This is a genomic window from Massiliimicrobium timonense (assembly GCF_042850985.1).
Lineage (GTDB): Bacteria > Bacillota_I > Bacilli_A > Erysipelotrichales > Coprobacillaceae > Allocoprobacillus.
On sequence record NZ_AP031415.1, the window covers coordinates 1,815,088 to 1,840,884 of the forward strand.

Sequence of the window (25,797 nt, forward strand, 5' to 3'; positions counted from 1 at the left end):
GGGTCTTTTATTTTGCTTATAATATGATTTGATGAAAGGATTGATTGGAATGGGTGTAAACTATTTTACTGATGAACAAATTAAAATACTCAAGGATAATCCATATATTGAAAAAATATCTTACAAAAGCATTAAATACTCCCAAAAGTTTAAAATGGAGTTCTGGTCACGCTATTCACAAGGAGAAGCCCCTTCTTCCATACTTTCTTCCTTTGATATTGATCCACATATTCTTGGACCAAAACGCATAAGTAATATTGTTCAACGAATAAAGAAGGAAGCAGAACGCTTAGAAGGATTTGAAGATACCAGAAAACACAATGCAGGTCGCCCTAGAACAAGAGACATGTCCCCCGAAGAAAAGATTGCTTATCTTGAACATAAGATTGCCTATCAAAAACAGGAAATAGAGTTTCTAAAAAAAATAAGATCACTGGAGAGGGAAGCCTATTGGAAACTGCAGAAGAAAAATACAAAATCATCGAAGAAATGATTTCTCGAGATGACAATCTTCTCAACATTACCAGATTATGTGAAATTGCAGAAGTTTCCAGAAGTGGCTTCTACAACTGGAAAAATAACTGCAATAAGCGTCAGCAGAAAGAACAGCGGGACAAGAACGATTTTGAACTCATATTGAAGGCATATCAGTACAGAGGATATGATAAAGGAGCAAGAAGCATTCACATGCATCTGCTGCACATGGGAGTAAGGATGAATATCAAAAAAATAAGGAGGCTCATGAAAAAATATGGACTTTTCTGCAAAATAAGAAAAGCCAATCCATATAGAAGAATGGCAAAAGCAATAAAAACAAATAATATTGCCCCCAATGTTGTCAATCGTGATTTCATACAGGAGCCAAGAATAGTCATATTAACCGATATTACATATCTCTTTTATGGGAAAGAAAAAAGAAAAGCATATCTATCGGTCATGAAGGATGCATTTACCAATGAGATACTATCATATGTTGTCAGCGAATCATTGGAGATTGACTTTGTGTTAATGACTGTAAAACAACTGTTTGAAAAGCATGGAGCGACAATCAAAACAAACAAGACGATATGCCATAGCGACCAGGGCATTCATTACACCAGTATAGATTTTCAAAAGCTGCTCAAGGACAAAGGATTGAGGCAATCAATGTCAAGAAGGGGCAACTGCTGGGATAATGCACCACAGGAATCCTTTTTTGGTCATATGAAAGATGAAATAGATATAAGCAGGTGCAACACTTTCAATGACCTTAAAGCAGTTATAGATGATTATATAGATTACTACAATAACGAAAGGTATCAGTGGGACCTGGCAAAACTGTCACCTTCAGAATATTATCAGTACTGGCTGTCAGATATATATCCAATAGATATAAAAAAATGATACTATTCAAAAATAGTATCATCATATTGAAAACGCATCATATCATGATATTGGTTTCTTTCATCCAAGAGTTCTTCTTCAAGGTCAATATTAAGCTGAGATTCAAAACGGGTCTGCATATCAATCATCTGATAGGATAAGACTTCACATTGATTTTCAAGCCAGAAGATATATTCGCGAGTGGACATGAACTTATAACCATCAGTGTAGGACTGATAGTCCTGACTGAAAAGATCCTTAAGCTCACTAATGGTCATAAGCACAGTTGACACATCGAAATCATTGTGGAAAACATTGAAAAGCTGTTCCTCGTTCCAAAAGGAATCTGAGAAATCGGCGAGTTGACAGGACGTGTTAAGTGAAGGAAAAGCAATCCAGTTATAATAGACACCTTTAGAAAGGATTCCTTCAATAACATTACCATTTCTGTTGACCTTAAATTCAATACAGTTGTCATACTTGACACAAACAAGTTTAAACTTTTTAGAATCATTAAAAATATACATAATCATCTTAAACACAAAGCCACTGATCTTGACCAGTGGCTTAAGACTGTGTCATTCCTCCTTGACACAATCATATAAGATAATATTCGTTAAAAATATACCTTTTTATTTAATTGTCCTTGACATAGGGTACACTTTAATTGATATTTAGACAATCTTTTTTATTTTCATAAATAAAGCATCATACTTATTAACGATTCTTACGATAACTTAACAATAATGGTATGACATTCACCACAAAAGAACCTATTACAAATCCCCATAGCATCATAGATAATGTTGGTGCAACATCTGCAATAGCACTCCAATCCCCTGCTAAACTCCAAGACGCTATCATTTGATACTGAGCGCAAAGTGTCAATGCCATCAAGAATAAGGAAAGAACCATAAAAATATGATAATTTTTACCAGCGTTATACATATACAAATTCAATAAAGTCATGATAAGAGTTAATATTCCAAATATAATCCACATATATTTTTCCTCCTTTTAAAAAATAGGAAACATTGCTGTTTCCTATTATTCTTCAACAGGTAATTCTTTTAATTCTTCCTCACCTGTTACATATTTTAAAATGGCAATAGCTGCATCTTTTGGTCCTTGATGTTCGTTTCCTTTAATACCTAAACGTGTACGCAACTGACCAACTTTTACACCTTGCTTAAACATTCTTTTAAAATAATCCTGTAAAATAGGTTCAGTCTGTTCTCTTCTTTGAACTGGTCCAAATGGATTCGCAAAATAGCTTCCTACAAGTCCATATTCTGTTGTTGTTCCTTTTGCCATACGATTTCCTGCTCTGAAGACTTCTAAAGCTTCTTCTGGTGTATCAAAGAAACTTAATGCTTCACCATCTTCATCATAGTTATTTGCATATAAGAACAAATCAACATCATGTTTTGCCACAACATCTTTATAGTCTGTAATTGGAATGACAATACGTGCATTGACTTTATCTGGATTCATAAAGACTGAACGGTCTAATTCTTTAAAGCTATATCCTGCATCCAAGTCATCTAATCTGACAAAAGCCCCAATTTCAGTTCCTGAAGTCTTCACTTTTCCTTTATCACCAAGTGAAAGTACCCCCATATCATCATAGATTGTCTTTAAGTCTGTAATATAAGCAGCTCCAATCACTTTAATCTGTTCAATTGTTTCACTCTTACCAGCTCCACTATCACCCATAACAACGATATTTTTTGTTTCACCATTATGAAGTGTCATTTTAACCATAGCTCCATGGATTGGTAATTCACGATGATTAATTTTTTGAACATTATGCAATGTTAAACACATTTTTTTCATATATCCAAAATAATCAAAATCATCACTTGCTGATAATAAAGCAACAATCATATCATTAGATTCATCCTGATAGAAAGCCTGATTCATTTCACCATCTTCATAACCATAAACATAAATTAAATCTGGTTTACGATTACGATATTCAGATTCATCAGCCAAATCAAACAAGTTACATAATGTTACACCTTGTGCCATAAATTTTACGTTAAAGTAAACAAAACATAACAAATCTCCTACTTTTGCAGGATAACATAACCATGATTCTGCATCAAACTTTTTATCTTCAATAGGATTTGTTTTGATTTCTGGAAAGACTCCATCACGTTTATTACGTTTAGAATAAGCAATAAATGGTGGATGAATAACAACAGATTCAATAAATGGAATTTCATCTAAATTACGATATTCATATGGTAAAAATGGTCGCATATGCGTTACAGCTAAACCAGCATTTACCCCTGCAGTAATCTGACGTAAAACTTTATCTTTCTTTCCAATCGCTGATTGAATAGAACGATAAACTTCTAATACCAATTCTTCAAATTCACTTTGTGCATCAGCAAACTGAACATTTTGATAACCTGCTCTTTTTGTTTCATTAAAAACAATTGCATATCTTTGTAAACGACGCCAGAATAAATAAATATCTTCAACCAAAGCAATAAACATATCACGATCTTTAAAATATGCTTTTGCCTGAGAACGCATAGCACAAACTTCTTCTACTGACATGACTAATAATAATTTAAAAACATCTCTTAAATCTCTTAATAAGTCAACATCATCTTCTTCAATAGCATGTAAATATTCGTAAATAGTTGTATCAGTTCTTTTAATATGTTTAATATATTTTTCTAAAACTTTCGCAAAAGACTCACTTTCAATTAATTGACAACGACTTTGACAGAATTCTTCAGAAAAATTTAAAATTGCATTACCACGAGTAATATTAAATTTATATGCCATATTTTCACCCTTTCCTTTGAGAGATGTTTTTCATCTTTCAAATATGAAACAATTCTATCAAAAAAATACCATCTTGACTACAAAAATCATAAAATTTATGAAATGATAGCGTTTTTATTTTCAATTTTTATCTTTTTATCATTTTTTAATAATATTTTTTCTATAAAATAGACAGATAAATATATATTTTTATGAGAAATATAAATATGACTACCATTTTTATTGATATTTATACAATCATTCTTGTATTTTATTTCATCCCTGCCAAAATCAATATAATAGACCTCATTATCCAACTGATAAACCATTGTATGTTTTCCATAATCAACATAAACTTTGTTTTTTGAATCTTGAATCACAAACCAGTTATATAAATCATTTAAAGATAAATAATACTGTTCATCTTTTTGAAAACCTTTTAAATCAAACATATAAATCTTTTCATCTTGTTGATATGTTGCTGTAAAAGTTGTGATAGGCCCTTTATATTCAAAATATTGACTTCTCTGTAAATACATATAACCCACAATACTGACAAATAAAACAAAAATCATAATTACAAGGATAACACGTTTATATCTTAACTTTTTCATAAACCCTCCCAAAAGAAAAAGGTCTTATCAAAAGACCTTCCAAAAAACACGACCAACAACCTGTTCATCAAAATCAATATATCCCAAATTTCTAGAATCAACACTATGATTACGATTATCACCCATCACAAAGATTTTCCCTTCAGGAATATCATAAGAAAAATCCTCATTTTGAATCATGGCTTCATTGATATAATCTTCATTCAATAACTGACCATTACGATAAAGCTGATTATCCTTCATTTCCAGATGATCACCGGGTAAACCAACAATTCTTTTGATAATCTGATCTTCACCTTCAGCCACATGATATTTCACCACAACAATATCATTATAAGCCGGTTGTCCTCGTTTATAAAAGAATTTATCAACCAGAATAATATCTCCATTATGATATGTTGGTTCCATAGAAGACCCTACAACTCTAGAAATCTGTACAAAATAAAGAACTCCCAGTGTTAAAACAACTGTAATAATAATGACTTTGATATATTCAAATAAAGATTTTTTAAAATCATTTTTTTCCATTTTTCTCGCCTCTGATGTATTATAGCATACTATTTTCCATCTTTTAAGCGTGTTCTTAATTTTGTGACAATTTTCTTTTCTAATCTTGAAACTTGAACCTGTGAAATCCCCAAGTATTTGGCAATCTTATCTTGATTATAATCCAAATGATAACGCATATAAATAATCATCTTTTCTTTATCATCAAGCTTTTCCAGTTCCATTTCTAAAGCCATTTTTTCAAACCACATATGATTGCTTTTATCAATTAAACGATCTTCCACACTAATCGTTGAACCATCTTTTTCATAAATTGGTTCGTTTAATGAAGTCGGATAATAAGAAGCATCAATGGCTTCCACAACTTCCTGAGGTTCTACATGAAGATATGCTGCTACATCTTCAATTGTTGGCTCTTGATTATTTTGGGTCTGTAAATATTCTTTAGCTTTGGTGATTTTGATATTTAATTCTTTTAAAGAACGTGATACCTTAATCGTTCCATCATCACGAAAATAACGTTTAATTTCACCCATAATAATTGGTACAGCATAAGTAGAAAACTGAACTTGATAAGATGTATCAAAATGATTAATAGCTTTCATTAAACCAATACAGCCAATCTGGAATAAATCTTCTTTATCATAATAACTGTTTTTAAAGCGATGCACAATTGACCATACTAAACCTAAATTCTCTTTAACAATTTCTTCTTTTGCCTGTTCATCCCCTAAACGGACTTTTTCTAAAAGATCTAATGTTTTAGATGGTGTCATGATTTTTTAAACTTTTTGTGATGATAAGTTTTGTTCCTATATTGATAACACTTTCAATTTCTAAGCGATCCGCTAATGTTTCAATGATTGTTAATCCCATTCCGGCATGTTCTAAGTCTTTTGCGGTAGTATAAAAAGGAGCCTTGACTTCCTCTAAATTATCAATTCCCTTACCATAATCTTGTACAATCAGTTGTACTTGTCGTCCATCAACTTTCATCTTCATAACGACAAAACATTCTTTGTTTTGATTGTAGCCATGAATAATCGCATTACTAACCGCTTCTGAAACAATTGTTTTCCATTCAATAATTTCATCTATTGTTGGATTTAAAGGCGTTAAAAAGGCTGCAACAGCTGTTCTGGCAAAGTTTTCATTATCCAGCAAAGCACTGAAACTGACTTCCATCTGATTCATAACGTTCCCTCCTTTAAACGTTCAATAGATTCATAATAAGGCATGATTTGAAACATCCCTGTTAATTCAAATAAGCGATAAGCCACAGGATTTAATCCTGTTAAAATCAATGTACGGTGCTCAAATCGCAGTTGATTATATCGCCCCAGTACCAATCCAATTCCTGAACTATCTATAAAAGACGTCTTTTCAAAATCAAAAATAACATCTTCTTCACTTTCATCTATCAAATCACTCAATTGTCCACGATATACCGGTGCCATCACACTATCTATTTCACCATAAAAATGAATGATTAGCAGATGATGTGCTTTTTCAATTTCGATATGATTATCCATTGTCTTTCCTCCTTTTTAGCTATCATATACCAATTCAAAATGAAAAAAAATCGTTTCGATAAAACTAGAACTTATTCAACAAAACTAGAATTTTTATGCAAAATAAAAATCCATCCCAAGATAGATTTTTAAACAAAGATTTTTAATTGATTAATCCATTTTTCCACAAAAGATAAAGCTTCAACATCTTTAGAAACTATCACATCAAATGAAGCTATATTGATATGATCCCTCATCAACAATAAATGACCAATTGTTTCACCTTTTTTAAGAGGTGGAACAAGATTCGTATAATTGATTTGATAAGTCACTTTTGTTTGATTATTTTTATCTTGAATATATTGAATATCTTCTTTAGCAATAACATCAACTAACGGTACTTTCGCATTGTCAATCTTTATCTTTTCAATAACTTCATTTTTTTGAAATAACGTCACACTTTCATATAATGAAAAACCATAATCCAATAATTGTGAAACTTCCTGATTTCTTATTTTTGGTTCACTTTCCTTTAACACAATACCAATTAATCTTAATCCATTACGTTTAGCTGTTGTGACAATACAATAACCTGCTTCTTTTGTATAACCCGTTTTTAGTCCATCAGCCCCTTGATACGATTTTAAGAGTTTATTCGTATTAACCAGCCAGAACTTATGAGCTGTATCTTCACGGATATAACTATCATATAACGACGTTGTCTGAAATAAACGTTCTCCTCCTATTTCAATCAGATACGCAGCCATTGTTCCTAAATCCAAAGCACATGTATAATGTTGATCATCATGTAAACCCGTTGGATTCATAAAATGCGTATTGATCAGTTTCAGTTCTTTCGCTTTTTCATTCATCATTTTTACAAAATTGTCATTTGTCCCAGCAATACGTTCTCCTATCATAACACAAGCATCATTCGCTGAAGCAATGCTGATGGCTTTAAATAAGTCCGTCACACTCATCTTTTCTCCTTCTTCAAGATAAATCTGACTTCCACCCATACTAGCAGCATAGGCACTACATGTTAATTGTTCATCCCATTTTAAACTTCCTCTTTCAATTGCTTCAAACAATAAAATCATTGTCATAATTTTTGTGGTTGAAGCTGGAAACAACTTTTCTTTTTCATTGGTTGCATACAAAACCTGTCTGGAAGATGCTTCCATCAATAAAGAAGCTCCAGCATTGGGTGCCAGTTTTAATTCTTCACCATAGACCGGTGTTACTAAACACATCAAAAAGACACATAAACAAATGAACCCTTTTTTTATCATCAAAACACCTCAAATTATTATATGAAAAAAAGAAAAAAACAGTCCATTTTTACAAAGATTGTTGATACTGATATCAACAAAGTCAGAGATTTTAAATAAACGATATCTAAGTATCAAACTTATATGTCGAAAAATATCATTTTATTAATGGATAGAAGCTATATTCAATCGTATGAGGAGATTAAATCTTTATTCCTTATTGATTAGCTCTTATCCTAAAAATGCAAGATGGTATAATCTTGCATTTTTTGATTTATATATCCAAAGACAATTGTCTATTTTTATAACTTTTTTGTTTAGCCTCTTTAATGACATCATTCTGATGAACATGTCCTATCAATAAGGGTGACAATGGATCATGTTTATGATAATTTTGCCATACTTTTTTCTTATTTTCATTGGCATAACAATATAAACAGCCATGAGGGCAAGTATTATATTCTCCAATATCTCGACTTGGAAAACAGTGACAATGCTTCCTTAAAGGTTTTGATGAAGGTTGCATCACATCATAGCCAATCACATCTTGAAGTAGTGGAGCATTCAGACAACTTTGTGAAGATACACCATACATTGAAAAATCATAAGGTTCGCCACACATTTGAATTTGAAACTGATACTTTTTAGCAATCTCCACAAAAGCTGAAACGATTGTCTTTTGATCTTGTAAAGATACTTCTTGAATACCCGGGAAATTTCTTTTGGTTTTATTATATAAGTCGATAAAACTTATGACACAACGATGAGAATATCCATGTAATTGAGATAATATATCTTCAAAATAATAAAGATGTTTTTCTATTGTATATTCCTGATTGAGAAAAATAGGATCATATCTGATTCCTACAGCTTGTTTACCTAATTGTAAAGACAGCTTTTGGATATCTGATATAACATTTTGATAAGCAGGAACATAAGGTTCTATGTGACGACCATAGGGTGTTATAGTCACATAGAAAAAAGACGGATAAGGCTTCAATTCATCTAAACGTGATAATATGGGACGAGGATTCTTTGTACAGAATACAAAACAATCTACAACATCTTCATTGATCAAGTATTTGGTAATCTGTGTCGGATAATAAGGATTTCTGACATAGACATATCCTTCTTTTAAACGATGAAAAAACCAGTCACTATAAAAAGCAACGATATCGCTACGGCCACTGATATTGAAGATCATAATTTATTTTCCTGTTGGAATAAAAGGAATAATACTTTGAGCAATTGTTGAAATCGGCATCGTTTGTAAAACAACACGACCTGGTCCTGTAATGACTGTATGAAATAAACCTTCGCCACCTAATAATTTATTCTTCATACCTGGCACACTTTGTGTTGTCAATTGACAAGTCGCATCCATTAAAGCCAAATTACCTGAATCAACAATGAGCTTTTGCCCAGCTTCTAGCTGATATTCCACAGTTGCACCATCAATTTCAATAAAAGCAACACCATGTCCAGATAAACGGCTCATGACAAAACCTTCACCACCAAAAAGTCCTGTTGATATCTTTTTATGAAAGAAAACACTTCTTTCAACCGTTTCTTCACAAGCTAAAACAGATGATTTTTGAACAACAATTTCCTTACCAGGTGCTATATCATATTTTTTGATTTCACCAGGAAATGAAGAACCAAAAGCAATTTTACCAGCTTCTTTTGCCTGATAGACATTTAAAAACATTGTTTCTCCTGAAAACATTCTTCCAAAGGCTTTACCAATACCACCACTTGTTGTTTCCATCGTCATACATGGATCCATCCAAGCCATTGTGCCACTATCACTCACCATTTTTTCACCTTTCTCCAATTCACAAATGACAACTGGAAAAGGTGTTCCTTGAATTTCATACCTCATTTTATTTTCCCTCACTTTCTAAAGTTTTAATAATCAGCTCTGCTGTTTTTTGGTGTGATGCTAGAGGAACTTGATGGACATCACAAACACGCATCAAAGCATTAATATCAGGCTCATGGGGTTGAGCTGTCAAAGGATCTCTAAAAAAAATCACAAAATCCATTTTTCCCTCACCAACATATCCCCCTATCTGCTGATCACCACCATAAGGTCCAGACAAACAACGATGAATCATCAAATCGGTATTTTCCATAATTCTTAATCCTGTTGTCCCTGTCGCAAACAACGTATGTTGTTTAGAAAAATCTTCATGCTTTTTCACAAAAGCAATCATTTCCTGTTTTTTAGAATCATGAGCTATCAAAGCTATATTCATATCCATCACTCCTTTGTTTTATTATACATGAAAAAAAGCTCTCATCAAAATGAAAGCTTACAAAATATATTTTTCAATAAATTTTCCAATACCATCATGGTCATGATCATCTGTAATATAATCAGCCACACTCTTTGTTTTTTCACTACCATTAGCCATCACAACACCAATACCTGCATGAAGGGTCATATCATAATCATTATCAGCATCACCAAATGTACAAAGCTGTTTCATATCAATGCCATGCATATCCATGACTTCCTGTAAGCCATGTGTTTTTGTAACTCTTGGATCCATATATTCAAACAGTTCACTGGATGTTTTCAAAGAAGCTGATTTATATTTTTCATTAGAAAAAGTCTGACTTCTTTCTACAACTGAATCCATATCTTCAGGATGACAAATAATAATTAATTTTGCGCGTGGTTCTTTTAAAAATTCATCAAAATTGGCCACTTGATAAGGGACTTTATCTGCCTTTGATAACATTTGAATATGTTCATCATCTTTAGGAGCATATAAAATTCCTTGATCAGGAATCGCAAAATTGACATTCATATCTTCAAAATGACGAATCACATCTTGAATCAAAGCACCATCTAATGGAAAGCTTGATTTTTCAACCTGCAATGTATAATCATAAATTTCTGCTCCACCAGTTCCTACAATTGCATCAACCAATCCATCAATTCCCCATGATTTTAAAAGGGTTTTGACACTATGCACATCTCTACCTGTGGATAAACCAAATAAAATTCCTTTTTCTCTTGCTTTTTTAATCATTTCTACTGTCATTGGTGAAACAATTCCTTGACTATTTAATAATGTTCCATCAACATCACACATAATTGCTTTTACATCCATTTGCATACTCCTTAAATATAATATTTTGTATAATAATAAATACGTAAAATATCAAAAATCATCATGATCTGATAATTAAACTGAATTCCATCAAAACGTCCCGGTACCTGTACCACATAATCTGCCCCTAAATCATTTTTCTTTTTATATTTCACATTCTGTGTTAATAAAACAATCTTAGCATCATGAATGTTTTGATCGGCACTTTCTTTTAAATAATCATGCAAAGTTCTTCCTGTTGCACTAATAAAAATCACAACATCATCTTTTTGAAATTGAAAGTCTTTTACAAAATGGTGATATTGAATCACTTCTTTACCAAAAGTAATAAAGTCTGTTTGAAATTCAACCGCAATACTTGTTGGATATAATGCACCAATGATAATGACACGTTTCTTTTTGAAAATCAATTCACAAATTTGCTCAAGTTCTTTGATAAATGCATCTTTATCATAAGAAGCATCTAATTGTCCAATCAACTGTGAAGCAGAAACACCTAACATACGTGCACGAATCTGTGATACACGTAACATATAATCGGCTACTAATTCACTTTGAAATTCTTCATAAGTCTGAAAACCTAAATGTCGACAAAAATCTAAAATCTCATCTTCTTGAAAACCACCTTCATCCATCACTCTTTGTAAAGAATAATCTTCCATCTCAACATAATGATGAACAATAAACAATCCAATACGATACATATGATCATCATCTAAACAACCATTTAAATATTTTAAAATTCTTGATAAAACAATGTCCATAAAGAAGCCTCCTTATTTGATAATTTTATTATAATCCTTTTTTATCAAAAAACGTGTTTTTTTCTCAAATAGATAGAAGACATAATGATTGTATCAAAAATAATGATGAAATACTTATTTTTCTAAGGATTAAATCATTTTTATCATAAAAAAGCTTATTTCAAAGAAAAAAATGACAAATTTTTTTCATTGAAAAAGGCTTGATTCCATTCAAGCCTGATATTGTATTATCCTATTAAATCCATTTCTTTCATAACCTTATAAATACCATCTTGATCTGGATCAGTAAAGAAATATTTTCCTAACGCTTTTAAATTATCTGATGCTCCTTCATAAACAACACCTGTTTCGACTTCTTGAAGCATCTGATAATCATTCATACTATCACCAAAACCAACAGTATCTTTCATTTGACCATGAAAATGATTAACCACTTTTAAAATACCATCTGCTTTTGTACAATATTTTAATATAATTTCTCCATTAATAAAATCATCTTCTTCTTTAGAAAAAGTCACAATATTAAAGAATTCTTCTAAAAATGGTACACAATCATAAAAGCTTTGTTTATTTGGTGCAATAAAACAAACCTTTGTAACACCTGTAGTTAAAATATTAAAATCTTTGATAGGTAAACGATTTTCCCCCATACGTCTTAACTGGAAAAAACGCATTAATTCTAAGTTATTTTCACAGTCTTTTTGATGTTTTTGATCAAAGAACTCATTGACACCAGGTGTCTGATATAAAGCTTTTTTCGTTTCCAATGTAAACAAAATATGATTATTGATAAATAAAGTCATGACTTCTGATAAGATATACTGATTCATAAAATTTTCAAATATATACTCACCATCAACAATCACAAATCCACCAGCACTACAAATTGCCCCATCAAACTTAATATTCTTGATATCTCCTACAATAGAAGTAGGAGCACGACCCGTACATAAAAATGCACGATGTCCATTTTGTCTTGCCTGTTGAATAGCCCATTTTGTTTTCTCTGTGACCATTTTAGATTTGCCTACTAATGTCCCATCAATATCAAAAAATAAAAATTTTCCCATAATTTCACCACCGATTATCATTATACATCAAATTTTGATATCAGATATAAAAATATCATTTTTTGAAAATAATTATGATAAAACTTCATCAATCAATATAGGTTTATTTACAAATTCATTTGAAAACTCATAGGCATCCAAAATATCTTTTTGTAATTCTTTAGAAAGTCCAGTATTTGTATGAACTTCCACTAATACATCCCCTTTTTTGACAAAATCACCTATTTTTTTATGCAAGATCAAGCCAACGCTATAATCAATCTCATCGTCCGTTGTTTCACGTCCACCACCTAGTTTCATGCTGACAATTCCTAGTGGTTTTGCCTTTAAATCCTTAACATATCCTGTTATCTGACTATAAACAGGAATCACTTCTTTTGCTTTAGGAAACATTTCTGGATGTCTGATAAAGGCATCATCGCCACCTTGAGCTTTGACCATAGCACATAATGTACGAAGTGCTTTTTTACTTTCAATAGCATCTTCAAGCATTTTTCTTGCAGTAATGAGAGAATCAGTTTTTTGAGCCTGAATTAACATATGACTTCCGGCCTGCAAACAAAGCTCTAATAAATCTTCTGGTCCATGGCCATTTAAAGTATCAATAGCTTCTTTGACTTCCAGACTATTTCCAATAGCATAACCTAACGGCTGACTCATATTAGAAATGGTTGCTCTGGTATCTTTGCCTAGCGAATCACCAATTTCAATCATTGTACGTGCCAATTCTTTAGCTTCTTCAATGGTATTCATAAAGGCACCATCACCATATTTGACATCTAACAATATCGCATCACTGCCGGCCGCCAGTTTTTTTGACATGATAGAAGATGCAATTAATGGAATACAGGAAACAGTTGCGGTAACATCACGTAAGGCATACATTTTTTTATCGGCAGGATCCAAATGCCCACTCTGTCCAATAATCGCCAATCCACAATCATTAACCTGCTTCACAAAATCTTCTTCATCAATCATAATATGAAGTCCCGGTATAGATTCTAATTTATCCAATGTTCCACCAGTATGTCCTAATCCTCTTCCGCTCATTTTAGCTACTGGTACTCCACAGGCTGCCACAATCGGTCCTAAAACCAAAGATGTTTTATCACCAACACCGCCAGTGCTATGTTTATCAACTTTGATTCCTTGAATACGACTTAAATCAATGACATCACCACTATGCATCATTTCTTTGGTTAAAATAGCTGTTTCTTCTTTATCTAAGCCTTGAAAACAAACGGCCATCAACCATGCACTCATCTGATAATCAGGTATATCACCTTTTGTATAACCTGCTACAATAAAGTGAATCTCTTCTGGAGTATGTTTGAATCCATCTTTTTTCTTTTCAATCAAATCAACCATTCGCATATTTTATTCCTCACTTTTCTTTTTTAAAAGATTACGAAATCTTATATCTCCATTATACACTCCCCAGATTGTGAATGCACTATTTATCCAAAAATCAATATGATTTCACATAACATCAAAAGCATATCCTAATTTCTTTCTTTTAAACATCAGATAACAAGCCACCCAATACCCATATGATAAATCACACATATTCGCAAATGGACTCAAATGTTCTTCTAATTTTAACCACCCTAAATCCAAGTGCCACATAAAGATAGAAGCATATAAAAAGAGACTAAAATTTCTAATAATGTCTCAAAATACAATGCTTTAGACTATTAATGAATTTCTTGAATGTATTATGGTTTCCCATCATCTCTTTATTTTATAATTCATTTTATCAATAACATCTATACTATATCAAAACTTAACTTTATACATAACAATAGCCTGTATCGACATCATCGTACAGGCTATAAATCAAATTTATTAAATTGTTTTATTGTCTTTTTTTCTTCGTTTAAACATGACGGTCCATACAATGCCTAAAGCTGATAAGATTGACAATACAGACCATACATAAATATTTGTATAATCATCAGTTTGAATTACTGTCTGTGTCTTATCATTCTGATTTGTTTGATCTGTTCCACTACTTCCATTATTTGATGTCTGCGAATCTGTCTTTTCCTTAACTGTCACAGTAATCGTCTTTGTAGCGCTTGCCCCTTGACTATCTACGACTTTGTAAGTCACTTCATATGTGCCAGCCTTAGAAGTATCTACATGACTGTTGATAACTTTTACTTTATTCGTAAGATCTCCATCCTCTTTATCAAAAGCTGTTACATCTTTCATAAGCTCAAATTTATCACCCACAATGACCACTTTATCATCTGCACTGATAGTTGGTACATGATTAACTGATATAAGAGTAGGAACAACATCTACACGAATATCAACTTCGACTGTCTGATAATTTGTTGTATCTTCCGGTGTGAATACTGCTTTGAATGTTTGAGTTCCTAATGTATTCGCTGTTTGTGTATCATCTTTCCATGTGAATCCATCTGGAAGACCAAGAGTTGATAAAGATTCTCCTTGTTTAATAACCAAATCCGTTGGCAATGTATAAGATGGTTGAGCTTTCGTGATTTCAAATTCCATTTCTATTTCTGCACCATTATAATTATCATCTGCTTCTACACTGGCAACGACTTTATAGCTTCCTGCATCTACTGGTGCTTTTTCAAGCATTGCCCATTGTCCATCTTCACTCAACTGATACCAGCTCAATACTCTGACGTGACTGTTACCCACCTGATTTGTTGGAGCAACCATCGTTTTACCATCATAGACTTTATCCAAATCATTTACTGTAAATTCCAGAACAGTATCTGCTTTATCAATCGTAAATTCCAACGGCTGAGAAACAGCAGATTTATAATTATTATCCCCAGCTAATGAAGCTGTTACACGGTATGTTCCTGCGCCAGTTGGCGCTTCCTGCATTGCTTCCCATGTATTGTCGACTTTTTTCTCATAGGTAAAGCTGATTTTTCCTTTACTTCCAGTAATTTCTAGATCATACACACTGACAGCTACTGCTTTTGTATCATAGGTCTTATCCAAACTAAAACCGTTTTTAAAAGCAATCGTGCTATTAGCTTTGGAAACATTGACTGCTAAACAGTCAGGGAATGTGCAAAAGTTGCAGTGGATAAAACAAAGTTAAATGAAGCACTAAAATACAGCATCAACCAGGAAGAAAAACTAAGAGTCTACCTTGAAGATGGGAGAATAGAGATATCAAACAACCGAGCAGAAAATGCGATACGCCCATTCTGTGTAGGCAGACGCAACTGGCTGTTTACCAATACGGTTCAGGGAGCACAGACAAGCGCTGCCTTATATTCACTTATAGAAACTGCAAAGCTAAACAATCTCAATCCCTATGAATATTTTAACTATCTTTTGTCATCATTGACAGAAATAGATATCAATGATGAAGAAGCCCTTGATAATTATATGCCATGGTCAAAAGAATTGCCTGATAATACATATCTGACTAAAAAATCGTAGAGATACGATCTTTTAGTCGTGTCCTGTAAATCATACATATATAAATTGTCAATTTATTACAGCTCTAATTATAATCAATGTCGTTGATTGATAATAGGGCTTTTTCATTTTACGCTTACAAAATTTTTTGAATAGTATAAAAATATTTATCTAAAAATACTATCGATATCAGTTCTTACTGACATTGATAGTATTTTTACTACACAGATTATTAAAGTATTAGTTTATATCAACTAATTGATAAGCTGAATTAGCTAATCACTTTTTTGTTCCCAAAAATATCATATAAATCGCTTAACTTACCATTATGAACCATACATTGTTAGATTATGATTGAATACAGAGTACTCTCATGATTGAAGGATAATTCTCAATAAATTTTTACCAATCTCATTTTTCGTTTCTAATTTATTTTTATCACAAGCAATTTAATTATTTAATATGCTTTTTTGCATAATTCCAAGAATCTCTACACATTTCATCTATCCCTCGAGTAGCAACCCAGCCAAGTTGTTCCTTTGCTCTTGATGGATCAGCATAACATGTTGCTATATCTCCAGGTCTTCTATCTTTAATTACATATGGGATTTTGACCCCATTTACTCTTTCGAATGCTCCAACTATTTCTAATACACTATACCCTTTTCCAGTTCCTAAATTACAAATATGGACACCAGGTTTCGCATATTTTTCGATTGCTAATACGTGCCCTTTCGCTAAATCAACAACATGAATATAATCACGTACACCTGTTCCATCTGGAGTATCATAATCATTACCAAATACTCCTAAACATTTTAATTCTCCTGTTGCTACTTTCATTATATATGGCATTAGATTATTAGGAATCCCTTTAGGATCCTCCCCTAATAAACCACTTTCATGTGCCCCAATAGGATTAAAGTATCTTAATAAAGTTACAGACATATGAGGGCATGCCTTTTGAACATCAGTCAATATTCTTTCCATCATAGCCTTACTTGTGCCATAAGGATTTGTTGTCTCTCCTAATTGACAATCTTCAGTGAGTGGTACTATTTCAGGATCTCCGTATACAGTAGCACTTGAAGAAAATACAATATTATTAACATTGTACTTTTTCATCATTTTTGCAACTACCAATGTAGACATGAGATTATTAGTATAATATTCTATAGGTTTTACCATTGATTCTCCTACAGCTTTAAAAGCTGCACAATGAATAATTGAATCAATTTTATTATTTACAAATACATCATCCATTTTTTCTTCATCAAGAACATTAAACTCATAAAACTTAACTTTTTTACCTGTTAGCTGTTTAATATAATTTAATACTTCTGGTTTAGAATTAGAAAAATCATCAATAACAACCACATCATGCCCTGCTTGAAGTAACTCAACACAAATATGACTGCCAATATATCCTGCACCACCAGTAACTAATACATTCATTTTATATTCTCCTTTTATCCTAATACTTTTGTTCCACCATATTTTCTTATTTTTAATACATGACAAGACCCTTTACCAAAAATCTTTTCAATTTCATTTTTGTATTTTTCAACATAATTATCTTCAACAAATGCTTGAATCGTACCAGCAAATCCACCACCATGAACTCTACAAACTCCATGATTTTTCAAAACCACTTCAGACACAGCCAACGCTAATGAAACTGCTTGATTATGTGGATCTTTATTTGAATATACATTTTGAAGATACTTATAACTTGAATCTCCTGATTCTTTAATATATTTTTTAAACATATCAAAATCATTATCCGTTAAAGCATTCACTAATTTTTCAACACGTTTATTTTCATTAAAGAAATGTAGTGCACGTAATACTGCTCTATCTCCACATGCCTCTCTAATATCAGAAATATTTTCATAAAACTCATTTTCATCAACTTCTCTTAGAACTTCTTTATCAAAAAATTTAGCTACTTTTTTCATTTCAATTGGTATAGCTGCGTATTCATCAGTTAAATCAGCATGAGATCCTTTTGTATCAACAATACATAAACTATGATTAAATTTAGAAAAATCAACATCAACATGATTAACAATTGGATTTGCTGTATCATTAAAGTCAATACTAATTAATCCACCTACTGCACAAGCACATTGATCCATTAATCCACATGGTTTACCAAAATAAACATTTTCTGCATATTGTCCTACTTTAGCAATTGTTACCATATCTATTTCCATAGCATTATATAACCCAGAAACAATAGTACCAATCAATCCTTCAAAAGCTGCTGATGATGATAATCCAGCTCCCATTAAAACATCGCTTGTTACAAATGCTTTAAATCCACCTATTTTATAACCCATTTCTTTAAGTTTTGATAAAACTCCTCTAATTAAAGATTCTGAAGTTCCTTCTTCATCATCTCTTTTTGATAAATCGTTAATATTAATTTCATCTATATCTAGATCATCAGAAACAATTTTAACAATATCTTTTTGTGCCGTTACCATTGCTATAGCATCTAAATTAATTGAAGTTGCTAATACACAACCATGCTGATGGTCAGTATGATTTCCTCCCACTTCACTTCTTCCAGCTACGCTATATATTTCAATATCTTGATCATCATATAATTTTATAAACTCTTCAATTGCTTTTGTATATCTATTATTTTGATAAGTAATCAATGATTCATCTTCATATAAATCAATAAACATATTATCATATCTATTATTTAATAAGTTTTCCTTAATTTCACTTGCTTTCATCATTTTATTTTAAATGTATATGAAGTCACTTCATCATACATTTCTCCTTTCCTTAAAATTACCGTTGGATTTTCTTCTTTATTTATACTATCTGGCATATTTTGTGTTTCTATACATATTGCATCTCTTTGATGCATACACTTACCATACTTACCTAATTGTCCAGAAAGATAATTGACAGTGTAAACTTGTGTTTGAGGTAATGATGTTGATACAGTTAGTTCAATTCCTGTTTCTTTATAATATAATTTGACTTGATCTTTATTTGTACTAAATATAAAAGGATGATCATATCCTTTTCCTATCTTTAATTGATCATTATCTTGATATATACTATTCTTTATCAATGTAGGCGCATTAAAGTCAAATGGCGTACCGCATACACTTCTCATTTCACCATTATACAAACCTTCATCATCTATACATGCCATTTTATCAGCTTTAATCATTAACTCATGTTCATCAATATTACATGGCTCTCCACTTAAATTAAAATAGGAATGATTAGTAATATTAATAATCGTATCTTTATCAGTGGTTGCATGATATTTAATTTTTAATCCATTATTTAAAAGAATATATGTTGCATAAAAGTTTAAATTACCAGGGAATCCTTCTTCTCCATCTTGAGAGAAATAATGAAAAACAATTTCATTTTCTCTTATCTCATATGTGAATGTTTTATATGAAAATCCTTCAATTCCCCCATGTAATGTATTTGAACCGTTATTTTTTTCTAAAGAGAATATCTCATTATTCAATGTAAATTTCCCATTTCCTATACGATTTGCCACTCTACCAACTAAAGCACCTAGATAACTGCCGTCTTTTTTTTATAATCATCAATACTAGGGAATCCTAATACGACATCTCTTTTTTCTCCATGTTTATCTTTGACAATCATTTTTAATATCGTGCAACCATAATTAGTCACTTGTATTTCAATATTTTCATTTCTCATTGAGATAATGTCTATACCTCTAGATACATTCTCTATAATCTCAATCATACTATTTACTCAAAGAATCTACAAAACGAGTAAATCCTTCTATTCCTTTCTGATTCATCTTATAAACTCCTACATTTTCTAATACACTAACAAATTTTTTTGTAACTTCTTTTTCAATAAACTCATCTATAGATTGCTCATCAAATTCTAAAGTTTGTAAATATTCAAACCATTCTTTATGCTTTTTTAAACTCTCCAAATCATCAATACATTTCTTTTTTAACAAACATAATTTCAAACATTCTAATTCATCTTTTAATCTAGCAGGTAAAACAGCTAATCCCATGACTTCAATTAAACCAATATTTTCTTTCTTAATATGATGGTGCTTAGCATGTGGATGAAATATACCCAAAGGATGTTCATCGTTTGTTCGATTATTTCTTAATACAATATCTATTTGATAACGATTATTATCCATTCTTGCAATTGGTGTTACTGTATTATGTCTTACATCATTTGTATGTGAAAGAATATCACATGAAACATCATCATAATTTATCCAATAATTTAATATCTTGTCTGATAGATCAACAAGAACTTCTTTGTCATCAGCTGTAAGTCTTAATGTAGATAAAGGCCAATTCAACATTTGTACTTTTATATTTTCATATCCTTTAATTTCAATTTCCTTAATAACCGATGCATCCTGCATTGGGAATCTATGTCTACCACCTTGATAATGATCATGAGTAAGTATAGAACCTCCTACAATAGGTAAATCCGCATTACTTCCTATCATATAATGAGGAAATTTTTCAATGAAAGTAAATAAATTCTCAAATGTTTGTCTGTTTATGACCATTGGAACATGTTCATTATTAAAAATAATACAATGCTCATTATAATAAACATAAGGTGAGTATTGAAAATTATACGTTTTTCCATTCAAATCAAGAGGTATTATTCTATGTGTTTGTCTAGCGGGATGATTCATATTCCCTGCATATCCAACATTCTCTTTACACAATAAACATTTAGGATATCCTGTACTTTTCGCAAGTTTAGCTTTTGCTATTTCTTTAGGATCTTTTTCGGGTTTTGATAAGTTAATTGATATCTGAATATCTCCATATTTGTAATAATGGGAAAATTTAATATTTTTATCAGTTCTCGCTTTTCTAATATAATTTGAATGAATTGATAAATCATAAAAATATTGTGTCGCTTTTTGTTTGTTCTCATCATATATCTGATAAAACTTATTAACAACTTCACTAGGTCTTGGCATAATACAATTCATTATTTTTGTATCAAACAAATCTCTTTCTGTGATATTATCTTCTATCAATCCTACTTTTACAGCATAATCAAGCATATCTTCAATTAGTAAATAATAATCAATTTTTTCGACTGTTGTTCTTTCAAAACAATCTAGTTTAAACAAATCAAGTAACATATTTATTGAATAATCCACGTCATATAAAGAAATCATTTGATTTTCCAAACCATAATTGATTAATTGATTTATTTTAGTATTCATTCTCTTTCTCCTTTAAAACATATTTTATGTATAAAAAGTCATCAATGAATGCTTATTCATATAGATGACTTTAAATGAACTTTAACGATGAGGTCTATAAAGATTCTAATTCTACAAAATTATCTATTACTTTAATGACACCAGGTAAATCTTGATATTCTTCTTTTTTATTCGCAGAGTCTATAACAATAATATGAGGACATCCTGCACGATAAGCATTTTTGATTCCACTAATAGAATCTTCAAAAATTAAACATTCTTTTAATTCAATATTTAAAATTTCTGATGCCTTTTCAAACATTGCTATTTTATTTTTATAAGTTCCATCATCATAAACAATATTTTTAGGATTAATCCAATTATCTAGATGAAATGATTCTACAAAAAAGTCAATGTTTTCTTTAATGGATGCACTTGCAATAGTAAAAGGAATGTTTCTTTTGCTTAAATCATTAAAATATTGTTCAACACCCTCTACAAGATGGAAAGATTCAACATCTTCCCGGCAATATTTACGATAATATTCTTCTTTCAATAAAGAGTATTTATTAATCATTTCATCATCACATTCTCCATTAAATAAATATTGAATGATTTCTTTATTAGGAACACCATTAAAATGCTCATGAAGTTCTTGATCACTTATACCATAACCTCTTATTAATTGAGATATCGCACCCCATGCTTTAATGTGCTTGTCATTATCAAAAAATAATGTGCCATTAAAATCAAAGATAACTCCTTTGTATTTCATTTCTATACCTCTCTATGTTTAATAACTCTTTTATACCAATATGCTGATGCTTTAGGAAAACGTTCTTGAGTTTCATAATCGACATAGAATAATCCATATCTCTTGTTGTAACCATTTGACCAAGAAAACATATCCATTAATGACCAAACAAAATAACCTTTTACATTAACACCTTCTTCAATTGCTTTTAATAGCCATTGCAAATGTTGTTTAATATAATCAATTCTAGGTTCATCATCAATCACATTATTTTCTTCAAATGTATCTTTATAACCCATACCATTTTCAGTTATATAAATTGCTTTATAATTTGGATATTGATTTTTGATACGTTTAACCATATCATACATACCTTCAGGAATAATCAACCAATCCCAATCTGTTGTAGGAATCCCTTCTTTAATGACTCTTTCTCCAACACCTTTTAATTTAAATTTTTTCGTTCCTTTTTCCCCTGTTCCATTATGATGAATTTCATTTTCTCCTTCATAATGTCTAACGAAATTGCTTTGATAATTATTCATTCCTAAATAATCAATTTGACTAGCTGCTTTCTTCATTTCTTCAATATCTTTTTGATCATAGTTAAAAGTTCCACCGTTTAATTCAACAAGTTCTTGAATAATATCTAAGGTTTCATTGCTATAATAACCTAAAAATGTTGCATCTAATAAGAATTGATTAGCTAATACATCATCTTTTTTAGCTGCCAAAATATCTCTTTCATCATTTTCATCAAGTGGATACTTTGTATCCAAAGAATGAATAATTCCAATTTTTCCAGAATATCCTTTTTCTTTATAGATATTTACAGCTTTAGCATGAGCAACCATCATTCCATGCATTGAAGCTACTGCTTTTGTTATATCAAAAGTTATGCATGGAGGAAAAGTTCCTTCAATATATTGATTTGTAGCTATAGGCCATACTTCATTAAATGTAAACCAATAAGAAACTTCATCTTTATATTCTTCAAAACAGAATTTTGCATATTCAACAAAAGCTTCTATTGTATTTCTATTTATGAAATCTCCTTCCTTGTGTAAAGCATCTGGTGTATCAAAATGATGTAATGTAACATAAGGTTCAACACCATTTTTATGACACTCTTGAAATAATTTATGATAGAATTGAACACCTTCATCATTAATTTTACCTTTTCCTTCAGGAAAGATTCTTGACCAAGCAATAGAAATACGAATACCATTAATACCAAATTGATTACATAATTTTAAGTCAACTGGATATTTATGATAAAAATCACTAGCTGGTTCAGGAGAAAAACGGCCTTGCTTTTCTAGATAATCATCCCAAGCTACTTTTCCTTTACCATGACTTTGAGTACATCCTTCACATTGGTAGGCAGCTGTTGCCGCACCAAATACAAAATCTTCACTAAATTTCATAATAAATTCCTCTCTTACTCATTATTTTCATCTAAAATTGAGAATACAAATTCTAACGCTTTTTGTGGATTACGTGTTAATTCAATATATTTTTTACCTTCACAAGCAGCTGATTTTATTCCTAAACGATCTGTATCTTTCTTTAAATCTTCATAATAGTTTGCAACTTGAGGAGCTAATATAACCAAATCATAATCTTTTAGCATATCATAATGAGCACCGTAAGATCCTGCAGCAGTAATCATTTTGATACCTTTTTCTTCTGCTCCTTTTAATAGAGCATTAGCTAATAAACCACTAGTTCCACCACCAGCGCATAAAACAAGCACACGCTTTTCATTAACAACATCTGATTCTACATCAACAGATTCTAATTCTTCTTTTACATAACCACCTTTTAAAGCTTCTTCTTCACATTTTTGTTTATCATAGACCATAAAAAATGGATAATATAAAACAAAGTCCACAACTAAAACTAATACTGCAAAAATGATAGATAATAATGAAATTCCACAACCTAATACAATTCCTAAAGGAGCAGGTGTTGTCCATGGTAAAATGTATTGGAAACTATTCATACCTAAGAAATCTACAAATGCTTTAAACATCCATATATTTAAGATTGGTGCTGCAATAAATGGTATAAAGAAGATTGGATTTAAGATTAAAGGAGCACCAAATAAAATTGGTTCATTAACACCAAATAAGACAGGAATTGAACTTGCTTTACCTACTGCTCTTAATTCTTTAGATTTTGCCATAAACGCAAACATTAATGTGACGATTAAAGTTGCTCCTGTTCCACCTAATGTTGCAACGAATTGTTGAACACCTGGAGTTAAGATATTTGCAGCATGTTTTCCAGCTTGTACTAATTCTAGATTATTTGCAATATTCACATAATAGATAGCAGCAACTGCTGGTTCTACGATTGAAGGTCCTTGAATACCTACAAACCAGAATAAAGACATTGCTCCATAAATAATTGCTAATCCAATATAACCATCTGCTGCAGTAAATAATGGTTTAAAAACTTCAATAACTGCTTGTGCAAAGCACATTCCAGCAATATTTCTAAAAACAATATCAAATAACGCTAACAGTATAATTGAAACTCCAAATGGAATAACGTCAGCAAAAGTTTGAGAAATGTTTGGAGGTACTTCTTCTGGCATATGAATTGTAATGTTACGTTTCACACAGAACTTATAAACATTACAAACAAAGAATGCGACTACAAAGGCTGTTAATAAACCTTTAGATCCCATATACCCACTAGAAAAACCACCTTCTATTGAATCAACTCCAACAACTAAGAATCCAACAATTCCTGCCATTAAAGTTGAAATATTATTGATTTGTCTATTAACGGGCATATCTCTATTTAAACTATCTGTTAAATTTTTTGCAGTTGTTCCAGCTACTAATAACCCTAATATTCCCATTGAATAATTATATGGTTTTAAAATCATTGCTTCTATTTCTTTAGACCAGTAGAATCCAAAAATATTAGGTACGTAAGCTAATAACATGAAAATACTTGAGAAAAGTACAACAGGCATGGCAGACATGAACCCATCACGAATTGCTTTTAAATATTTATTTCTAGATACTTTTTCAAACATAGGTTTGAATTTTTCAATTTTTAATATTAGTGTTTCCATTTTACTCTCCTATTTGTAAATATCCATTAAGTTTTTGACAATATCTTTTAATAAAATAGTTGTCATGAGATGATCCTGTGCATGAACAGTAATAAAACCTATTTCTATGCTTTCTCCTCGTGCTTCTAATTGCAATAACTCAGTTTGAGCTCTATGTGCATCATTTAAACACTCATTAGCTTGATCAATAAGTGCTTGGCATTCATTGAATTGTTTTGTTTTAGCTTTTTCAATTGCTAATAATAACTTGCTTCTTGCATCACCAGAGTATGCTACGATTTCAAAACCTATCATTGTTGCTTCTTCTTTAGTCAT

General features: G+C 31.2%; 30 protein-coding genes. 3 read left to right on the forward strand and 27 right to left on the reverse strand.

Annotation, left to right across the window (positions count from 1 at the left end; genetic code table 11):
• Positions 1-31: 31 nt before the first annotated feature.
• Both ACGHJ8_RS09475 and ACGHJ8_RS09480 read left to right on the forward strand, forming a co-directional pair.
• On the forward strand, positions 32-493 hold the full coding sequence (locus ACGHJ8_RS09475) for an HTH domain-containing protein (RefSeq protein ID WP_390539687.1): 462 nt from the start codon (positions 32-34) through the stop codon (positions 491-493).
• A complete protein-coding gene (locus ACGHJ8_RS09480; RefSeq protein WP_087357187.1) occupies positions 451-1,383 on the forward strand; it encodes an IS3 family transposase in 933 nt (310 codons plus the stop codon). The genes ACGHJ8_RS09475 and ACGHJ8_RS09480 overlap by 43 nt, the downstream gene beginning before the upstream one ends.
• Before the next feature lie 2 nt (positions 1,384-1,385).
• On the opposite strand, the gene ACGHJ8_RS09485 is transcribed toward ACGHJ8_RS09480, so the two are convergent.
• The 18 genes from ACGHJ8_RS09485 to ACGHJ8_RS09570 all read right to left on the reverse strand — a co-directional run bounded on the left by ACGHJ8_RS09485 (position 1,386) and on the right by ACGHJ8_RS09570 (position 15,990).
• Positions 1,386-1,895, reverse strand: a complete 510-nt coding sequence (locus ACGHJ8_RS09485; protein ID WP_087357188.1) for a hypothetical protein — start codon at positions 1,893-1,895, stop codon at positions 1,386-1,388.
• Between the two features lie 184 nt (positions 1,896-2,079).
• Positions 2,080-2,364 (reverse strand): hypothetical protein, encoded by a 285-nt coding sequence (locus ACGHJ8_RS09490; protein ID WP_211963676.1) that lies wholly within the window; start codon positions 2,362-2,364, stop codon positions 2,080-2,082.
• 45 nt (positions 2,365-2,409) lie between these two features.
• On the reverse strand, positions 2,410-4,164 hold the full coding sequence (locus ACGHJ8_RS09495) for a phosphoenolpyruvate carboxykinase (RefSeq protein ID WP_087360354.1): 1,755 nt from the start codon (positions 4,162-4,164) through the stop codon (positions 2,410-2,412).
• Between the two features lie 95 nt (positions 4,165-4,259).
• On the reverse strand, positions 4,260-4,757 hold the full coding sequence (locus ACGHJ8_RS09500; RefSeq protein WP_211963675.1) for a hypothetical protein: 498 nt from the start codon (positions 4,755-4,757) through the stop codon (positions 4,260-4,262).
• Between the two features lie 27 nt (positions 4,758-4,784).
• A complete protein-coding gene (gene lepB / locus ACGHJ8_RS09505; protein WP_211963674.1) occupies positions 4,785-5,285 on the reverse strand; it encodes a signal peptidase I in 501 nt (166 codons plus the stop codon).
• 29 nt (positions 5,286-5,314) lie between these two features.
• Complete coding sequence (locus ACGHJ8_RS09510) at positions 5,315-6,040, reverse strand: SigB/SigF/SigG family RNA polymerase sigma factor (protein ID WP_211963673.1); 726 nt, start codon at positions 6,038-6,040, stop codon at positions 5,315-5,317.
• Entirely contained in the window at positions 6,027-6,458 is a 432-nt protein-coding gene (gene spoIIAB, locus ACGHJ8_RS09515) for an anti-sigma F factor (protein ID WP_087360341.1), read from the reverse strand. The genes ACGHJ8_RS09510 and spoIIAB overlap by 14 nt, the downstream gene beginning before the upstream one ends.
• Positions 6,455-6,796 carry an STAS domain-containing protein gene (locus ACGHJ8_RS09520; RefSeq protein ID WP_211963672.1) on the reverse strand — a complete coding sequence of 114 codons (342 nt, stop codon included), beginning with the start codon at positions 6,794-6,796 and terminating at the stop codon, positions 6,455-6,457. The genes spoIIAB and ACGHJ8_RS09520 overlap by 4 nt, the downstream gene beginning before the upstream one ends.
• Before the next feature lie 128 nt (positions 6,797-6,924).
• The gene (locus tag ACGHJ8_RS09525) at positions 6,925-8,028 is read right to left on the reverse strand and encodes a D-alanyl-D-alanine carboxypeptidase family protein (protein ID WP_390540016.1); all 1,104 of its coding nucleotides are present in this window, start codon (positions 8,026-8,028) and stop codon (positions 6,925-6,927) included.
• Positions 8,029-8,320: 292 nt separating this feature from the next.
• A complete protein-coding gene (locus ACGHJ8_RS09530; RefSeq protein ID WP_211963670.1) occupies positions 8,321-9,250 on the reverse strand; it encodes a DUF1848 domain-containing protein in 930 nt (309 codons plus the stop codon).
• Between the two features lie 3 nt (positions 9,251-9,253).
• The gene (locus ACGHJ8_RS09535) at positions 9,254-9,928 is read right to left on the reverse strand and encodes a TIGR00266 family protein (RefSeq protein WP_211963669.1); all 675 of its coding nucleotides are present in this window, start codon (positions 9,926-9,928) and stop codon (positions 9,254-9,256) included.
• Position 9,929: 1 nt separating this feature from the next.
• On the reverse strand, positions 9,930-10,304 hold the full coding sequence (gene mgsA, locus ACGHJ8_RS09540) for a methylglyoxal synthase (RefSeq protein ID WP_390540019.1): 375 nt from the start codon (positions 10,302-10,304) through the stop codon (positions 9,930-9,932).
• A gap of 57 nt (positions 10,305-10,361) precedes the next feature.
• Positions 10,362-11,168 (reverse strand): Cof-type HAD-IIB family hydrolase, encoded by an 807-nt coding sequence (locus tag ACGHJ8_RS09545; RefSeq protein ID WP_249191386.1) that lies wholly within the window; start codon positions 11,166-11,168, stop codon positions 10,362-10,364.
• Between the two features lie 11 nt (positions 11,169-11,179).
• Complete coding sequence (locus ACGHJ8_RS09550; RefSeq protein WP_211963664.1) at positions 11,180-11,932, reverse strand: MurR/RpiR family transcriptional regulator; 753 nt, start codon at positions 11,930-11,932, stop codon at positions 11,180-11,182.
• A 227-nt stretch (positions 11,933-12,159) separates the two neighbouring features.
• Positions 12,160-13,002, reverse strand: coding sequence for an HAD family hydrolase (locus ACGHJ8_RS09555; protein ID WP_211963662.1), 843 nt, complete (start codon positions 13,000-13,002; stop codon positions 12,160-12,162).
• Positions 13,003-13,074: 72 nt separating this feature from the next.
• On the reverse strand, positions 13,075-14,376 hold the full coding sequence (locus ACGHJ8_RS09560) for a pyrimidine-nucleoside phosphorylase (RefSeq protein ID WP_211963660.1): 1,302 nt from the start codon (positions 14,374-14,376) through the stop codon (positions 13,075-13,077).
• A gap of 105 nt (positions 14,377-14,481) precedes the next feature.
• Positions 14,482-14,628 carry a hypothetical protein gene (locus ACGHJ8_RS09565; RefSeq protein ID WP_390540023.1) on the reverse strand — a complete coding sequence of 49 codons (147 nt, stop codon included), beginning with the start codon at positions 14,626-14,628 and terminating at the stop codon, positions 14,482-14,484.
• A 219-nt stretch (positions 14,629-14,847) separates the two neighbouring features.
• Positions 14,848-15,990 carry an immunoglobulin-like domain-containing protein gene (locus tag ACGHJ8_RS09570; protein ID WP_390540025.1) on the reverse strand — a complete coding sequence of 381 codons (1,143 nt, stop codon included), beginning with the start codon at positions 15,988-15,990 and terminating at the stop codon, positions 14,848-14,850.
• 84 nt (positions 15,991-16,074) lie between these two features.
• Between ACGHJ8_RS09570 and ACGHJ8_RS09575 the strand changes: the two genes are divergently transcribed.
• Complete coding sequence (locus ACGHJ8_RS09575) at positions 16,075-16,440, forward strand: transposase (protein WP_390540027.1); 366 nt, start codon at positions 16,075-16,077, stop codon at positions 16,438-16,440.
• Between the two features lie 432 nt (positions 16,441-16,872).
• On the opposite strand, the gene galE is transcribed toward ACGHJ8_RS09575, so the two are convergent.
• The 9 genes from galE to ACGHJ8_RS09620 form a co-directional block, all read right to left on the reverse strand.
• Positions 16,873-17,874, reverse strand: a complete 1,002-nt coding sequence (gene galE / locus ACGHJ8_RS09580) for a UDP-glucose 4-epimerase GalE (protein WP_168081448.1) — start codon at positions 17,872-17,874, stop codon at positions 16,873-16,875.
• A 14-nt stretch (positions 17,875-17,888) separates the two neighbouring features.
• On the reverse strand, positions 17,889-19,169 hold the full coding sequence (locus ACGHJ8_RS09585) for a galactokinase (protein WP_390540029.1): 1,281 nt from the start codon (positions 19,167-19,169) through the stop codon (positions 17,889-17,891).
• Positions 19,166-19,960: an aldose epimerase family protein gene (locus ACGHJ8_RS09590; RefSeq protein ID WP_390540031.1), complete on the reverse strand. Its 795-nt coding sequence runs from the start codon at positions 19,958-19,960 to the stop codon at positions 19,166-19,168. Before ACGHJ8_RS09590 ends, ACGHJ8_RS09585 begins: the two co-directional genes overlap by 4 nt.
• A 17-nt stretch (positions 19,961-19,977) precedes the next feature.
• Positions 19,978-20,175 (reverse strand): hypothetical protein, encoded by a 198-nt coding sequence (locus ACGHJ8_RS09595; RefSeq protein ID WP_255456812.1) that lies wholly within the window; start codon positions 20,173-20,175, stop codon positions 19,978-19,980.
• A gap of 1 nt (position 20,176) precedes the next feature.
• On the reverse strand, positions 20,177-21,658 hold the full coding sequence (locus ACGHJ8_RS09600) for a UDP-glucose--hexose-1-phosphate uridylyltransferase (protein ID WP_211963656.1): 1,482 nt from the start codon (positions 21,656-21,658) through the stop codon (positions 20,177-20,179).
• Positions 21,659-21,752: 94 nt separating this feature from the next.
• A complete protein-coding gene (locus ACGHJ8_RS09605) occupies positions 21,753-22,412 on the reverse strand; it encodes an HAD family hydrolase (RefSeq protein ID WP_390540034.1) in 660 nt (219 codons plus the stop codon).
• A gap of 2 nt (positions 22,413-22,414) precedes the next feature.
• Positions 22,415-23,818 carry a 6-phospho-beta-galactosidase gene (lacG, locus tag ACGHJ8_RS09610; RefSeq protein WP_390540036.1) on the reverse strand — a complete coding sequence of 468 codons (1,404 nt, stop codon included), beginning with the start codon at positions 23,816-23,818 and terminating at the stop codon, positions 22,415-22,417.
• 14 nt (positions 23,819-23,832) lie between these two features.
• Positions 23,833-25,482 (reverse strand): PTS lactose transporter subunit IIBC, encoded by a 1,650-nt coding sequence (locus tag ACGHJ8_RS09615; RefSeq protein WP_211963655.1) that lies wholly within the window; start codon positions 25,480-25,482, stop codon positions 23,833-23,835.
• Positions 25,483-25,491: 9 nt separating this feature from the next.
• Positions 25,492-25,797, reverse strand: a complete 306-nt coding sequence (locus ACGHJ8_RS09620; RefSeq protein WP_129737030.1) for a PTS lactose/cellobiose transporter subunit IIA — start codon at positions 25,795-25,797, stop codon at positions 25,492-25,494.